This is a genomic window from Collinsella aerofaciens, from assembly GCF_039062315.1.
GTDB lineage: Bacteria > Actinomycetota > Coriobacteriia > Coriobacteriales > Coriobacteriaceae > Collinsella > Collinsella aerofaciens_BG.
Window position 1 is genome coordinate 1 of record NZ_JBCJBG010000002.1, and the last position, 14,856, is coordinate 14,856.

13 protein-coding genes are annotated in these 14,856 nt (G+C 62.9%); 11 read left to right on the plus strand and 2 right to left on the minus strand.

Going from position 1 to position 14,856, the window contains the following annotated elements; all coding sequences use genetic code 11:
• Positions 1-414 precede the first annotated feature (414 nt).
• Complete coding sequence (locus ABCP74_RS01165) at positions 415-1,536, minus strand: IS110 family RNA-guided transposase (RefSeq protein ID WP_343001677.1); 1,122 nt, start codon at positions 1,534-1,536, stop codon at positions 415-417.
• A gap of 435 nt (positions 1,537-1,971) precedes the next feature.
• Between ABCP74_RS01165 and tgt the strand changes: the two genes are divergently transcribed.
• Positions 1,972-3,111, plus strand: coding sequence for a tRNA guanosine(34) transglycosylase Tgt (gene tgt, locus ABCP74_RS01170; RefSeq protein ID WP_055285790.1), 1,140 nt, complete (start codon positions 1,972-1,974; stop codon positions 3,109-3,111).
• Between the two features lie 233 nt (positions 3,112-3,344).
• On the plus strand, positions 3,345-4,103 hold the full coding sequence (locus ABCP74_RS01175) for an LOG family protein (RefSeq protein ID WP_117848647.1): 759 nt from the start codon (positions 3,345-3,347) through the stop codon (positions 4,101-4,103).
• Between the two features lie 168 nt (positions 4,104-4,271).
• Here the strand turns inward: ABCP74_RS01175 and ABCP74_RS01180 are convergent, their stop codons facing one another.
• Positions 4,272-5,132 (minus strand): DegV family protein, encoded by an 861-nt coding sequence (locus ABCP74_RS01180; protein WP_148332823.1) that lies wholly within the window; start codon positions 5,130-5,132, stop codon positions 4,272-4,274.
• 156 nt (positions 5,133-5,288) lie between these two features.
• On the opposite strand from ABCP74_RS01180, the gene ABCP74_RS01185 reads away from it, so the two are divergent.
• The 9 genes from ABCP74_RS01185 to ABCP74_RS01225 all read left to right on the plus strand — a co-directional run bounded on the left by ABCP74_RS01185 (position 5,289) and on the right by ABCP74_RS01225 (position 14,832).
• On the plus strand, positions 5,289-5,951 hold the full coding sequence (locus tag ABCP74_RS01185) for an HAD hydrolase-like protein (protein WP_343000613.1): 663 nt from the start codon (positions 5,289-5,291) through the stop codon (positions 5,949-5,951).
• 54 nt (positions 5,952-6,005) lie between these two features.
• A complete protein-coding gene (locus tag ABCP74_RS01190; RefSeq protein WP_343000612.1) occupies positions 6,006-7,442 on the plus strand; it encodes a M20 family metallopeptidase in 1,437 nt (478 codons plus the stop codon).
• 275 nt (positions 7,443-7,717) lie between these two features.
• Positions 7,718-8,671, plus strand: coding sequence for a phosphate ABC transporter substrate-binding protein (locus tag ABCP74_RS01195; protein WP_343000611.1), 954 nt, complete (start codon positions 7,718-7,720; stop codon positions 8,669-8,671).
• A 25-nt stretch (positions 8,672-8,696) separates the two neighbouring features.
• A complete protein-coding gene (gene pstC / locus ABCP74_RS01200; RefSeq protein ID WP_343000610.1) occupies positions 8,697-9,605 on the plus strand; it encodes a phosphate ABC transporter permease subunit PstC in 909 nt (302 codons plus the stop codon).
• The gene (gene pstA / locus ABCP74_RS01205; protein ID WP_138341542.1) at positions 9,598-10,524 is read left to right on the plus strand and encodes a phosphate ABC transporter permease PstA; all 927 of its coding nucleotides are present in this window, start codon (positions 9,598-9,600) and stop codon (positions 10,522-10,524) included. Before pstC ends, pstA begins: the two co-directional genes overlap by 8 nt.
• On the plus strand, positions 10,521-11,393 hold the full coding sequence (pstB, locus tag ABCP74_RS01210) for a phosphate ABC transporter ATP-binding protein PstB (RefSeq protein ID WP_343000609.1): 873 nt from the start codon (positions 10,521-10,523) through the stop codon (positions 11,391-11,393). Before pstA ends, pstB begins: the two co-directional genes overlap by 4 nt.
• A gap of 205 nt (positions 11,394-11,598) precedes the next feature.
• Entirely contained in the window at positions 11,599-13,458 is a 1,860-nt protein-coding gene (locus ABCP74_RS01215) for an ATP-binding cassette domain-containing protein (RefSeq protein WP_148332818.1), read from the plus strand.
• A 6-nt stretch (positions 13,459-13,464) separates the two neighbouring features.
• Positions 13,465-14,235, plus strand: a complete 771-nt coding sequence (locus ABCP74_RS01220) for a Cof-type HAD-IIB family hydrolase (RefSeq protein ID WP_148332817.1) — start codon at positions 13,465-13,467, stop codon at positions 14,233-14,235.
• A gap of 207 nt (positions 14,236-14,442) precedes the next feature.
• On the plus strand, positions 14,443-14,832 hold the full coding sequence (locus ABCP74_RS01225) for a metal-dependent transcriptional regulator (RefSeq protein ID WP_343000608.1): 390 nt from the start codon (positions 14,443-14,445) through the stop codon (positions 14,830-14,832).
• Positions 14,833-14,856 lie beyond the last annotated feature (24 nt).

A 14,856-nucleotide genomic window follows, 5' to 3' on the forward strand; every position in this document is an offset into this window, starting at 1 on the left:
AGGGCGCGACCAGAAGGTCAGCGCCCTTTCGTTTCACGTCACCTTGCCTCAAATGCGGCCCGCTCGCTGACTTATGCTCAACCTGTGGCGCCATTTTGCCTGAAGGCACCTTGCTCGCTCTGGCGGGCTTTCGCTCATATGACCCAATCCGCTGTCAAGAGCCACAATGGCCCCGCCGACCGCTTGCAATCGGTCGGCGGGGCCTGCCGTTGAACCCGTCCCGGTCCGCCCCCGGCATGTCGTCGACGCCTTCGGCTCAGTCTCATATCCGCGGATACCGTTCTGCCGGCCCGCACTCCATTCCTTCGGCGGGGTTCCCCAAGTCTGTCGAGGCGCATGCGGAGGGCTCCGCGCGCACAGCGAAATAGGGGGTATCCCCGAAGGCCGCCCGGCTCGCCGGGACGGGGGCCATGTCTATTCCGCGCCCTCCCGGCACATCATGCCGAGGGCCCAGAGCCACCTCACGAGCTCGGCCGCGGTGGCCGCGTTGGCCTTCGCCGCGGGCACGCCGCGGGCGAGCATCCCCTCGCGCCGCCGCAGGAGCCGCTCGGACCCCTTCCTCCCGTGCATCCTTATCTCGAGGGGCACGCCCGTGTCCCTCGGCATGAGCTTCGGCTGGTGCCGTGCCGCGGCGTAGCACCATGAACCCTCAACGGCCAGCTTCCTCACGAGCGCGTTGCCCGCACCGCTGATGCCTCCGAGCCGCACGGAGCCGCCACTCGACCTCTGACTCGGCGCGAGGCCGAAATAGGCCGTGACCTGCCTTCCGGAACGGAACCTCGTGAAGTCGCCGACCTCGGCCGAGAAGGCCGCGGCCAGCGCGAAGGCGCAGCCCTTGATCGACTGGAGGGCGGCCACCTCCGCGGCGATCGGGCCGGCATCCACGGCGGCCCCGTACTCGGAGAGCAGGTCCGCCCGGGCCTCCGCCGCGGCCTCGACCTCGTTCCTCAGGGCGGCGAGCGCCCGAACCCCGCCATCGTCCTCCGGCCTGACCTTGTCGAGCCACCTCAGGAAGTCGTAGGTCCAGTACTTCCTCGGGTTGCCGGCGGGCGTGGTGCCGCCGTAGACGAACCCCCGCCTTGCGAGGAAGGCGAGCAGCCGCTGCCTGGCGGTCGCCAGGCGCGCGGTCGCCCCGTCGTAGGCGCCGGCGAGGTCCCTGATGCCCTCGACCTCGGGGGAGGGGACCCATACGGGGGAGATGTCGTGGGCGAGTATCGCCTTGGCCATCCTGGCGGCGTCGTTCCTGTCGTTCTTGGAGGCCGAGTCGGCGGCCGACCTGGGGATCTTCGAGACCGCGGCGACGACGCACTCGACGCCGAGCCCGGCGAGCTCCCGCTGCGGGGCGAAGCCGAGGTAGCCGCTCTCGTAGGCCGCGAGCGACGGCCCGGGGAACCCATCCATCCACCCGGCGATCTCGCCCCAGGGGTTGCCGGGGAACCTCCTCGTCACGGCCTCGCCGGTGTCCGCGTCGAGGGCGCAGACGGTGGTCGACCTCAGGTGGACGTCCATCCCGAACGCGGTAGAATACTTTGGCATGGGAGCCTCCCAACCTCGTTGCGGCGCGGCTGCGCCTATGGCACTTCAACATCATTGTCGCAGCCCCGACCCGCGGTCACGAGCGGGGGCTCCTATCTTTTTAGTGCCCTCGGATTGGGTCATAGTGTCTGTCGTTGACAAAGCATCGGCGTTCCCTTGGCTGTTGGATGTAGTCGTTGGGGACGTTCTTAAATGACTAGTTGAAAGGGACACTCTTGCCGGCACTTGGGGACAGTCCCTAAGTGCCGGCAGATTGGGACACTCCTTTGCAAGGTGGCGCTGAAGACCGTCCCCAACGACCAGTCGTTTAAGAACGTCCCCAACGACTAGCTCGGGAACCTGATCCTAATGCACTAGTTTCTGTCGAGTCGGTGCTTCTTGCGGGTTGCCCGTATAATGGTTTGCGTATGAACCGCAACCAAGGAGTTCCAGTTTATGGACCAGAGCCTTTTTAAATTCGACCTGATCGCCGAGGATCCGACGACGCATGCGCGTGCCGGCGTGCTGCACACCCCGCACGGCGACATCGAGACGCCGATCTTTATGCCCGTGGGCACCAAGGCAAACGTCAAGGGCATCCCCACCGAGACCGTCAAACAGCTCGGCGCCCAGATCGTGCTTGCCAACACCTATCATCTGTCCATGCGTCCCGGCGAGGACACTATCGCCGAGCTGGGCGGCCTGCACAAGTTTATGAACTGGCACGGTCCTATCCTCACCGACTCGGGCGGTTTCCAGGTGTTCAGCCACAACGACGCCGTCAAGCTCACCGACGAGGGCGTGCGCTTTATCGTCAACGACTACGACGGCCGCCACGTGTTCTGGACGCCCGAGGACAACATGGAAATCGCCATGAAGCTCGGCTCCGACATCTGCATGCAGCTGGACCAGTGCCCGGGCTATCCCGCCACGCGCGCCTACGTTGAGCGCGCGGTGGAGCTGTCGAGCATGTGGGCCGAGCGCTGCTACAAGGCTCACACCCGCGATGACCAGGCGCTCTTTGGCATCGTCCAGGGCGGCATGCATCTGGATCTGCGCCTGCGCTCTCTGCGCCATCTGGAGGAGTGCGGCGACTTCCCCGGTTACGGCATCGGCGGCTACTCGGTGGGCGAGGACCACGAGACCATGTTCGAGACCCTGGCGCCGCTTGTGAGCGAGTACATGCCCAAGCACAAGCCGCGCTACCTGATGGGCGTCGGCAACCCGACGACGCTCGTGCGCGGCGTGGGCGTGGGCATCGATATGTTCGACTGCGTGCTGCCGACGCGCACCGGCCGCATGGGCACGGCATTCTCCAGTGAAGGTCGCCTTAACTTCCGCAACGCGCGTTTTGCGCACGACGACGGCCCCATCGACCCCACCTGCACCTGCCCGGTGTGCACGGGCGGCTACAGCCGCGCGCTCATTCGCCACATGGTCACGCAGAAGGAGATGCTCGGCGGCATCCTGCTTTCGATGCACAACATCTACTACCTGCTCAACCTTATGCAGCGTGCTCGCCAGGCCATTATCGAGGGTCGCTATGGTGCATTCGTGAGCGATTGGATGAATAGCCCTGCCGCGGTGGATTACTAAGGGCGGCGCGGGCGCTTGCAGGCACTCGCGCGATGTCGAGACCGCGTGCCAATCGACCGCGCGCAGCCGTCGCCGGGCATCGCATTCGCCGGCGTCGGTTGCGCGACCGCTAACCGATAGCTTGCAAGCACTTGATACATCGTGGGTACCATACCGAATAGTTGATGTTCGGGCGGGTGTTTGGCGCATGGCGTCGACCCCGCCCGTTTTTCTTTTTCTCGATAGGAGTACCCATGATTAAGAACGAGAATGTCGAGGGCGAGCCTTCCTACGACGAGACGTACCGCCGCGGCCCCGTGGTCATGCGCGGCCCGATGATTCCTAAGGACAATACGTACGCTAACCTGCTGGCGCCCGAGGAGTCGACCGACTGGTTGCATGCCGATCCGTGGCGCGTACTGCGCATCCAGGCCGAGTTTGTCGACGGCTTTGGCGCGCTTGCCGAGCTCGGACCTGCGGTGACCATCTTCGGTAGCGCCCGCACGCCCAAGACCGATACGCTCTACAAGGCGGCGCGCACCGTCGGGCGTAAGATTGCCCAGCGCGGCGTGGCGGTTATCACCGGTGGCGGCCCCGGCATCATGGAAGCGGCCAACAAGGGAGCGGCGAGCGTCAACGGCAAGTCAGTTGGTTTGGGCATTGAGCTGCCGCACGAGCAGGGGCTCAACAAATACGTGAACCTCGGTATGGACTTCCGCTACTTCTTTGTGCGCAAGACCATGTTCGTCAAATACAGCTCGGGCGCTATTGTGTTTCCCGGCGGGTTTGGCACGCTCGACGAGATGTTTGAGGTGCTCACGCTGGTGCAAACGCACAAGGTCAAGCGCATGCCGCTTGTGCTGGTAGGCAGCGAGTACTGGCAGGGCCTATTCGACTGGCTTAACGGTCCGGTGATGGACGCCGGTATGATCAGCCCGCTCGATCCGGAGCTGGTGCACATCACCGACGACCTCAACGAGGCCGTCGACATCGCCCTGAGCGGGCTGATGTAGAGTAGCTAAAATGGGACGGGGCTAAAAAGACTGGTCTGAAACGTTTGATATCAGTCTTTTTAGCCCCGTCCCAAATGAACTGCTTCTAAGTTGCGGTGGAATAGGGATTGATTTGCGGCTGATAAGCCAAAAACAGTCCCTATTCCACCGCAAGTGGTAAAGGTGCCCCTAGTGAATGGGCTGGTAGCGGGGGCAGTAGCTGATGGCGATGGCGTCGACGCCTACGTGGGTCGCGATGGTGCAGCCGATGGGGCCGGTGCCGGCGTCTACGTAGTCCTGGCCCGCGAGCGCCTGGTTGACGAGCTCTTGCTCCTCGGCGGCGCCGGTCGTGAGCACGCGTACACTTGAACCCGGGTGTTCAGCCAAAAATGCGAGGCAGTCGGCCATGGTGTTCGCGACGATGCGCTTGGCGCCGCGGCCCTTCTTGATGGCCTTGATCTCGCCTGACTGCCACTCAGGCGAAACGGCCAGACGAATGTTGAGCATTTGCGTGAGCTGGCCGGCGAGTTTAGGTGCGCGGCCGTTCTTAACGAGGTTTTCGAGCGTGCGGGGAATCAGCAGCAGGTGGGCGTCGGACAGCGTCGTGCGGATCTGCGCCTCGGTCTCGTCCAGGCTGCGGCCGTCCTCGCGCATGGCGAGCGCGTACTCCACCAGCAGGCCCTCGGCGCCCGAGCCGGTGCGCGAATCGATGCAGCGCACGTCGAGCTCGTGGGTATCGGCAACCTGGCACGCGTTGGCGTAGCAGGCAGACCACTCACTGCACAGCGAGATAAAGATGGCGCTGTCGTGGCCGTCGGCGCGCACGCGATCGAAGAGCTCCTTGAACTCACCGGCGCTCGGCTGCGAGGTGTGCGGTAGCTGCTCGGAGCCTGCCATGCGGGCGACGTACTCCTCGGCGGTGATCTGCACCTGGTCGAGCAGGTCCTCGCCTTCGATAATCACATGCAGCGGAATCACGTAAATGCCGAGCTCTTGGGCGCGGGTGGGGGAGATGTCCGACGTGGAGTCGGTTATGATGGCAAAAGACATAATTGCACCTTTCGTTGGGGCGCGACGGCGCCGCCTTCTGAGAGCAAAGTGCGACAAGTATAGTGGAGTTGCTCTACATTGCTAGGTTAAATTGTTGAATAGTCAACAGTTTGAAGTGTCGGTGTGGAAATCGTCAACTGGGGAAGAGGGATGCCGATGGAGGCACTGGAGATAAGCAGGCGGCCGGTCGTGCTGTTTGATTTTGATGGCACGGTGGCCGATACGGGTCGGGCGGTGATGACCTCGACGCGCAAGACGCTGGCCGCACGCGGGTTTTCGGAAGCGCAGATGGGTGACCTGCGCCGTATGATCGGGCCGCCCCTGTGGAAGAGCTTTCACGACTTTTACGGCTTCTCGCGCGAGGAGTCGCTTGTGGTGGCCGACGAGTACCGCGCCTTTTTTGATGAGCTGGGACCGGAAGAGTACCCCGTGTTCGATGGGATCCCCGAGCTGCTGGATGGGTTGGCCGCTCAGGGTAAGCGTTTGGCCGTGGCGACGTCGCGCGTGGAGGCGAAGTGTATCGACATGGTGCATGAGCTGGGTCTTTCTCAGTTTGAGGCGGTGGCTGGCATGAATCCGCTGCAGGGGCGCGAGACCAAGGCCGATTCGGTCCGCGATGCCCTGGCAGAGCTCGGTATGACGGCGGGCGATGCCGTGATGATCGGCGATCGCTTCAACGATGTGGAGGGCGCGCACGCAATGGGCGTACCGTGCATCGGTATCTATTCGGGCGCGGCGGCGCCGGGCGAGCACGAGGCGGCGGGTGCCGATGCAGTGGTGCACTCGGTGGCCGAGCTTGCTAAACTTTTCGCTATATAAGTACTTGATGTGAGGGGCGGGCGTACCCGTCGCTCATTGGTAAGGAGGCAGTCCATGAATCAGGTGGAGCAGAGCGTTGCCGAGTATGTCGACGAGGTCTGGGAGGATGTCGTCGCCGATATCGAGCAGCTGGTGAGTTATCCGTCCGTGGCAGTTGCTGCCGATGCAGGGCCCGGCGCGCCGTTTGGCCGCCCGGTCCGTGACGCGCTCGACTGCGTGCTCGGCATTGCGCAGAAGCTCGGCTATCAGACGAGCGACGATGAGGGCTATGTGGGCATTGCCGATATCCCTGGCTGCGGCGACAAGCAGCTCGCGACCATCTGCCACGTGGACGTGGTGCCCGCCGGCCCCGGCTGGAACACCGACCCGTTTGCGATGGAGCGTCGCGAGGGCTGGCTGCTCGGCCGTGGCGTGATCGACGACAAGGGCCCGGCGGTGTTGTCGCTTTATGCCGGCGCGTACCTGCTCAAGCACGGCATTGTGCCGCGCTATACCTTCCGCGCGCTGCTGGGCTGCGATGAGGAAGTGGGCATGTCCGACGTTCACCATTATCTGGAGAACCACGCAGACCCCGACTTTTTGTTTACGCCCGATGCCGAGTTCCCGGTCTGCAATGCCGAGAAGGGCCAGTTTGGAGCGACGTTTGTGAGCCCCAAGATCGACGGCGGGCGCATCGTGTCGTGGAGCGGCGCCGAGGCGAGCAATGCCATTCCGTCGCAGTCCATCTGCGAACTTGCGATTGCCGCCGATGAACTGCCGGCGCCGGTCGAGAACGCCGACCGCCTGGAGATCACGGCACTCGATAACGGGCATGCGCAGATTTTTGCCCACGGTATTGGCGGTCACGCCTCGATGCCCGAGGGGACGATCAATGCCGTCGGCCTGATCGTGTCGTATCTGCGCGAGGCCGAGGACGCGTTTGGTGCACGCGATGAGCGCCTGCTGACGCCTGCCGAGCACGAGTTCGTCAAGTTCCTGGCCTTTGTGCATGCGGATGCCTATGGCCGCGGCCTGGGTATCGATGCGACGAGCCCGGCGTTTGGCCCGCTTACCTGCAACGCTGGCGTCATCCGCGTGGCGGATGGCCATATTGAGCAGGTCATCGACGTGCGCTTCCCCGATAGCACCAGTGCCGATACCATCCGCGAGCAGCTCGACCCGCTCGTGGGCCGTTTTGGCGTGACGTGCCAGCTGGGTCGCGCTAAGGTGCCGTTCTCGGTGTCTGCCGACGATCCGGCCGTGAAGGCGCTTATTGATACCTATAACGAGTTTACGGGCAAGCATGCCGAACCCTTTGCCATGGGCGGCGGCACGTACGCGCGCAACTTTGCCCGCGCCGTCTCGTTTGGCCCCGAAGAGACCGGCCTGGAGCTGCCCGCGTGGGGCGGCCAGATGCACGGTCCCAACGAGTGCGCCAACGAGGAACAGCTCAAGCAGGCGCTCAAGATCTATATTGTTGCGATCCTCCGTTTGAATGAATTAGAGCTTTAAGGTTTCGCGGTTTCCCAATCTAAGTTGCGGTGGAATAGTTCCTAGAATGGGCCATTTGATGGCCAAGCAGGAACTATTTCACCGCAACTTTGTTTTTATTGGTGTAAAAGGTGTGCCATGTTCTGCGCTGGATTGTTATCCGTTTGTAAAGGCTGGGCAGAGCTTGCGGTAAGGGTCTATCAATAGCCCGTAAGAAACCGCAGATAACGCGGCCGTCGCCCGATCGGGGCCGTATCTTTCCAAACAGCAAAGCGGGCAGGGTGCCCGCGAGTCGCATGTACGAAAGGAAGATCATGCTCGATCAGGCTTATTCTCGTCGTCAGTTCCTCGGCCTCGCTGGTGGTCTTGCCAGCATCGTCGGTCTCGGTCTCGTTGGTTGCGGCGGCTCCGGCGCATCCGACGCCGCCGACAAGGGTAGCGCTGCTGCCGAGTCCGTCTCCGGCGAGGTGACCTACGACGGTGCCTCCTCGTTCCAGGCTCTCGTCGAGGCTGCTGCCGAGAAGTTCATGGATGCCAACCCGGACGTCTCCGTTTCCGGCTCGGGCAACGGCTCGGGCAAGGGTCTGACCGCTGTCGCTGCTGGCACCGTCACCATCGGTAACTCCGACGTCTTCGCCGAGACCAAGCTCGAGGCCGACCAGGTCAAGAACCTCGTCGATTACGAGGTCGCCGTCGTTGGCATGGGTCCCGTCGTCTCCAAGAACGTGACGGTCGACGACCTGTCCCTCGAGCAGCTCAAGGGCATCTTCTCTGGCCAGATCACCAACTGGAAGGAGGTCGGCGGCGACGACGCCAAGATCGTCGTTCTCAACCGCAAGGCTGGCTCCGGCACCCGCGCTACCTTCGAGGCCGCCGTCTTTGGCGACGAGGCCGTCGACTTTAAGGGCGACGCCGAGCTCGACAAGTCCGGCGACGTCCAGACTCAGATGGGCAGCACCGACAACGCCATCTCCTACCTCGACTTCTCGCACTTCGATGATTCCAAGTTCAACGCCATCAAAGTCGAGGGCGTCGAGCCCAAGAGCAAGAACGTCACCGACGACTCTTTCAAGATCTGGGCTACCGAGCACATGTACTGCGCAAAGGACGCCGACGAGGCTACCAAGGCCTTCCTTGAGTTCATGCTCTCCGACGACGTCCAGGGCAAGCTCGTCGAGGAGCAGGGCTTTATCCCCGTCTCTGCCATGAAGGTCGTCAAGGACGCCAGCGGCAAGGTCTCCGCTAAATAAGTAATCGCCCCCGGAAAGGTTTGCAATGGCAAAACAGCTGCCAAAGCGCGACCTTGAGAACGTGGGCCTGGGCGTCACGGGCGCGTGCGTAGCGCTCGTGACGCTTGTCGTTGCCGCGCTCATCTTTATGGTCGCCCAAAAGGGCCTCTCGGCTTTTTTCAAGGACGGCGTTTCGGTCGTCGAGTTCTTTACCGGCACCAAGTGGGACCTGGCCAACACAGCCGAAAGCGGCCTGCCCTACACCGGCGCCCTGCCCCTGATCGTCACCTCGTTTGCGGTCATGGTGCTCTCCACGCTTATCGCGCTGCCCATCGCCATCGGCTCTGCCATCTTTGCGGTCGACATCCAGCCTAAGTTTGGTTCCAAGGTCTTTCAGCCGCTTATTGAGCTTTTGACCGGCATTCCCTCGGTCGTCTTTGGCCTGATCGGCTTTCACGTGGTCGTCGGCCTTATGAAGAGCGTTTTCCATGTGAGCACGGGTCTGGGTATCTTGCCCGGCGCTATCGTGCTGGCAGTCATGATTCTGCCGACGATGACCACGCTTTCGGTCGATGGCCTGCGCGCTGTGCCCGACGGCTACCGTCAGGGCTCGCTCGCACTGGGCTACACCCGCTGGCAGACCATCTGGCACGTGGTGCTCAAGTCCGCAATGCCGTCGCTCATGACCGCGGTTATCTTGGGCATGACCCGCGCCTTTGGCGAGACGCTCGCCGTGCGCATGGTCATCGGCGGCATCGAGGCCATGCCGACGTCGCTGCTGTCGCCGGCGTCCACCATCACCACCACGCTCACCACGTCCATGGCAGTCTATGCCGAGGGCTCGGCCCAAGACGATGTTCTGTGGGCGCTCGGCCTGCTGCTGATGGGCATGAGTCTCATCTTCATCCTGATCATCCACCTTATCGGCCGCAAGGGGGCGAAGGCTCGTGGCTAGCACGCGTATCCACATCGACGAGGCGAGGCTCGGGCGTGTCCAAAAGCAGGACCGCTTCGCCACGGGCGTGTTGACGGCGATCGTCGCCATCGTCATGCTCATCGTCGTCTCCATGGTGGCCTATATCCTGTTCGAGGGCATCTCGACGCTGTTCCAGCCGGGCTTTCTCACGGAGCCGTCGCGCGCCAACGGAACGCAGGGCGGCGTGCTCTACCAGCTGTTCGACTCGTTCTACCTGCTGCTGATCACCCTGATCATCTCGGTGCCCATCAGCCTGGGTGGCGCGGTCTTTTTGGTTGAGTACGCGCCGGACGGACCCATCCGCGACATCGCCTCCACCGCCATCGAGACGTTGTCCTCGCTGCCTTCCATCGTCGTCGGCATGTTCGGTTTTCTGGTGTTCTCGGTGCAGCTGGGCTGGAAGTACTCCATCATCTCCGGCGCCGTCGCGCTCACCATGTTCAACATCCCCATCCTGGTGCGCGTGATCCAGCAGGCGCTCGAGGACGTGCCGCAGGCCCAGCGCGATGCGTGCCTGGCCATGGGCCTCACTCGCTGGGAGGCCACGCTGCACATCCTGATCCCCGAGGCCATGCCTGCCATCGTGACGGGCATCGTGCTTTCGGCCGGTCGCGTGTTTGGCGAGGCCGCAGCACTGCTTTTTACCTCGGGTATGAGCTCGCCGGTTCGCCTGAACTTCTTGAGCTTTAACCTGTCGAGCCCCACCTGCGCTTGGAACGTGTTCCGTCCCGGCGAGTCGCTCGCCGTGCACATCTACAAGATCTATGGCGAGGGCAGCCCCGAGGCCCAGCAGATCGTCTGGGGCACCGCTGCACTGCTGATGATTTGCGTGCTGCTGTTTAACGTAATCGCCCGCATTGTGGGCAAGCAACTGGCAAGGAAGATGACGGCCGAATGAGCGAGATGAATGTAACGCCCGCAACCGAAGCGGCATCGTCCGACACCCGGGACTTCCTGTCGAGCGTGGGGGAGAGCGAGAAGCGCGTGCGCGTGAGCGGCAAGGCCGTGAGCGACGAGGTTGTGCTCTCCACCAAGGACGTCAACGTGTACTATGGCGACCACAATGCACTGCACAATACGTCGCTCGACTTCCACAAGGGCGAGATCACGGCGCTCATCGGGCCTTCGGGCTGCGGTAAGTCGACCTTCTTACGCAGCCTCAACCTGATGAATCGCGAGATTCGCGGCTGCCGCGTGGAGGGCGAGATCAACTATCGCGGGCGCAATGTAAACACCAAGACCGAAAACACCTACGAGCTGCGCCGTTCCATTGGCATGGTGTTCCAGCAGCCCAACCCGTTCCGCAAGTCCATTCGCGACAACATCACGTTTGCGCCTAAGCGCCACGGCATCACCGACCGCGACGAGCTCGACCGCATGGTCGAGGAAAGCCTGCGCGGCGCGGCGCTTTGGGACGAGGTCAAGGACAAGCTCGACAAGAGCGCCTACGCGCTTTCGGGCGGCCAGCAGCAGCGTCTGTGCATTGCGCGCACGCTGGCGCTCAACCCCGACGTGATCCTGTTTGACGAGCCCTGCTCGGCGCTCGACCCCATCTCGACGTTGGCGATCGAGGACCTTATGTCGTCGATCGTGGCCGACCGCGCCATTGTCATCGTGACGCACAACATGGAGCAGGCGTCGCGCGTGTCCAACCGCACGGCGTTCTTCTACATGGGCGATATGGTCGAGTACGACGAGACTGACGAGATTTTCCAACGGCCCAAGGATAAGCGGCTGAATGATTACCTCACCGGCATGTTCTCCTAGTCCGGGACATGCTTGAGGCCCGCGGCGGCCACGGTTGCCGCGGGACTGATTGGAGAGGCGGGTCATCTCTTTTGGGAGATGGCCCGCCTTTTTGCTCTGCGACCGAAACGACCGCCACAAAGGGGACAGGCGCCTTCGTGGTGGTTTGGGGTGGGGCTCGCTGCTATCATGGACAACGTTGAATTTCTACGAAGGAGCAGGGCATATGGCGATTCTTTTGGGATGCGATTCCGTCAGCCTAGAGTTTCCCACCAAGCATATTTTCGATAGCGTGACGCTCGGCGTGGGCGAGGGCGACCGCATTGGTATTGTCGGCAAAAACGGCGACGGCAAGTCGACGCTGCTGAGCGTGCTCGCCGGTACGCTGGAGCCCGATGACGGGCGCGTGACGCACCGTCGCGGCACCACGATCGGTCTGCTCGGCCAAAAGGACAACCTGGTCGATACCGACACCGTGCATCATGCCGTCGTGGGCGACACGCCCGAGTACGAGTGGGCGTCGAGCCCCCGCACACGCCAGATTCTGGCCGGCCTTATTAGCGATGTGCCCTGGGAGGGCACGGTGGGCGAGCTTTCGGGCGGCCAGCGCCGTCGCGTGGACCTCGCGCGCCTGCTGATCGGCGACTACGACGTGCTCATGCTCGACGAGCCCACCAACCACCTGGACATGCGCACCATCAACTGGCTCGCGCGTCACTTAAAGGCCCGCTGGCAGCGTGGCCAGGGCGCCATGCTCGTGGTCACGCATGACCGTTGGTTCTTGGACGAGGTCTGCACCAGCATGTGGGAGGTCCACGACGGCCAGGTCGACCCCTTCGAGGGCGGTTACTCGGCCTACATCCTGCAGCGCGTGGAACGCGACCGCATGGCCGCGGTTACCGAGGAGCGCCGTCGCAACATGGCACGTAAGGAGCTCGCGTGGCTGAGCCGCGGTGCCCAGGCTCGTTCCACCAAGCCCAAGTTTCGCGTGGATGCCGCCCGCGAGCTGATCGCCGACGTGCCGCCCGTGCGTGACGAGCTGGAGCTCAAACGCCTCGCCGTGAGCCGCTTGGGCAAGCAGGTTATCGATGTGGTCGACGTGGATGCCGGCTATGCGGATACCGATGGCGTGCCCAAGCAGGTGCTCACCGATGTGACCTGGCTCATTGGTGCGGGCGACCGCTATGGTCTTTTGGGTGAGAATGGCGCTGGCAAGTCGACGCTGCTTGATGTGATCCAGGGCAAAATTGCGCCCACGCGCGGCCGCGTGAAGATTGGCCAGACGGTACGCTTTGGCGTGCTGTCGCAGCAGCTCGAGGAGCTCGAGCCCTACATGGGCGACACGATCCGCGAGGTGCTCAGCAACTATAAGAAGTACTACGTCATCGACGGCAAGGAGACTTCGCCCGAGAAGCTCTGCGAGCGCCTGGGATTTACGACGCAGCAGCTCTGGAGCCGCATCGGCGATCTTTCGGGCGGCCAGCGCCGTCGCCTGTCGCTGCTGCTGACGATCCTGGACGAGCCCAACGTGCTCATCCTGGACGAGCCCGGCAACGACCTGGATACCGACATGCTCGCGATTGTCGAGGACCTGCTCGACGGCTGGCCCGGCACGTTGATCCTGGTGACACACGACCGCTTCTTGATGGAGCGCGTGACCGACCAGCAGTGGGCGCTGATCGACGGTCACCTGACGCATATGCCCGGCGGCGTCGACCAGTACCTGCGCCTGTGCAACGCCACCGCCGAGGGCGAGCCCGTGGGTGCGCCGAGTGCCAAGACCGGCACGTTTGACACCGGTGCCGCGGCGGCTGCGGCCGAAAAGCCCAAGTCGAGCGGTCAGCCCAACGGCCTTTCCAACGCCGAACGCCAGAAGCTCCGCCGCGAGGTGAGCTCGCTCGAGCGCAAAATGGAGACGCAGCGCGCACGCGTGGAGGAGGCCGAGGCCGCGATGACCCAGGTCGACCCCACCAATTACACGGCGCTGGGCGAGCAGCAGGCAAAGATCGACGAGGCCCACGCCGCCATGGACGAGTTGGAGATGGCGTGGCTCGAGGCGAGCGAGAAGCTCGAGGGCGAGGAGTAGGCGAGGATGATTAAGGCTGCGTTTTTCGATATCGACGGCACGTTGCTGAGCTTTAAGACCCATCGGATTCCGGCGTCGGCGCAGCGGGTGCTCGATAGCTTTCACGAACAGGGGATTGCGTGCGTAATCGCCACGGGTCGCCCGACCTACCAGATGCCGGATTGGCTGTTCGACTTGGGTTGGGATGCGTACATTACGCTTTCGGGCCAGCACTGTTTTGATTCCGAGGGGGTTTACCGCAGCTGCCCGATCGATCCGGACGACGTTGCGGTGATTGTGGACCAGGTGGCGCAGGGGCGCTACGACTCACTGTGCATGCAGGGCGAGAACTCGTTTGTGAACCGCCTGTCCGAGCGCGTGGTGACGGCTGGCAGCAACGCGGGAATCGTCTACCACGAGGAGCCGTTTGAGCATGCCTTTGACGCGCCGGTCTATCAGTTCTGTGCCTTTGTTGACCCAGTTGACGAGCACATCGTGACCGATGCCGTGTCGCATTCGCTCACCACGCGCTGGTGCGACCTGTTCTGCGACATTATTCCGGCCAACGGCGGCAAGGACCTGGGTGTGGCGGCGACGCTGGAGCGCCTGGGCATCGACGCGAGTGAAGCGATTGCCTTTGGCGACGGCGAGAACGACCTGTCGATGTTCTCGGCCGTGGGCACAAGTGTGGCCATGGGCAACGCGCAGGATACCGTGAAGGCCGCGGCGACCTATGTGACGACTGCCGTGGACGACGACGGCATCTACAACGCCGCGAAGTACTTTGGACTGTTATAGCTGCGGCTCGGCACTTGGGGACGTTCCTTATCTGCCGGCACCTGGGGACACCCCTTGCGGGGCGTCCCCATTTTGTTTTCGTCCCGCACGTTTTGTGAAACATGGCTAACTTTTAGGCAAAGTAGTAAGACATGGGCAACTTTTGCGGTAAAGTAAGCTGTGAAAAGTATCCAAAGGCTAACTAGCAATCATTGCGAAAGGCGGCCCATGGCCCTACGTGAATCCGGAGAAGACTATCTCGAATCGATCTACGTTCTGTCGGAACGTCAGGGCATCGTGCGCTCGATCGACGTTGCGGAGTACCTCGGCGTAACCAAGGCGAGCGTTTCCAAGGCCATGGCGACGCTGGAAAGCAACGGCTATGTCGAAATGGGCAAACGAGATGTTCATCTGACAGAGCGCGGTCTGGAGGTCGCGCGCCAAATGTGGGAGCGCCACTGCTTTTTCGTGGGGCTTTTGGAGGATGCAGGCGTATCGGCCGAGGTGGCGTCGCAAGAGGGCTGCCACATGGAGCACTGCCTGAGCGAGGAGAGCTTTGAGAAGCTACGGGCGATGCTGGGACGGGACGGTGCTTCGGCGCCAATAATGACCGACTAGCACTCCCGCAGCGGCGGGCCTCCC